The sequence below is a fragment of the Pantoea sp. ANP04 genome, assembly GCF_041982285.1.
GTDB lineage: Bacteria > Pseudomonadota > Gammaproteobacteria > Enterobacterales > Enterobacteriaceae > Pantoea > Pantoea eucalypti.
Genome location: NZ_JAUTYS010000092.1, coordinates 1 through 600, shown reverse-complemented (window position 1 = coordinate 600; position 600 = coordinate 1). Strand labels below are relative to the sequence as shown.

At 54.5% G+C, this 600-nt stretch carries 1 protein-coding gene; it reads left to right on the top strand.

The annotated features are described in order from the left end of the window. Positions 1-123: 123 nt before the first annotated feature. Positions 124-600: SdrD B-like domain-containing protein (locus Q7C21_RS22495; RefSeq protein WP_375151158.1), on the top strand; the 477-nt coding region annotated here is incomplete at its 3' end.

Here is a 600-nt window from a genome sequence, read left to right as displayed (position 1 = left end):
GGGGTGCCTTCGGAACCTACTGTGGAGCCGGCTGAGCCGACTGTGCCGACTGTGGATCCAACGCAGCCGTCTGTGCCGACTGTGGTGCCTACGGAACCTACTGTTGAGCCGACTGAGCCGACTGTGGCACCTACGGAACCAACTGAGAAACCTTCGGTTTCCTTGGGTGACTACGTTTGGGTTGACAAGGACCGCAACGGAATTCAGAATGACGATGAAGACCCAATTGAAGACGTCGTTCTGAAACTGATCGGTCCGGACGGTAAGGAAGTCGTTGATATCAACGGCAATCCTGTCGGCTCGGTAACCACCGATGAGAACGGCTTCTACAACTTCAAGGACCTGCCGGTCCTGAAAGATGGTCAGTCGTACACGGTAGTTATTGACCGGGACGAATCCGCTGATGCTTTGGACGGCTACCTGCCGACCAAGGAAAATGGTTCCGATCGAGATGAGGACTCTTCAACATGGGAAGCTAAGTCTGAAGGCCTGAACGAAGATGGGGATCACGACGGAACCCTCGACTTCGGCTTCTACCTAGAAGAAGTTCCTGAGCCGACTCCTACGGATTCAACTGAGGAGCCTTCGGAAGATCCAACG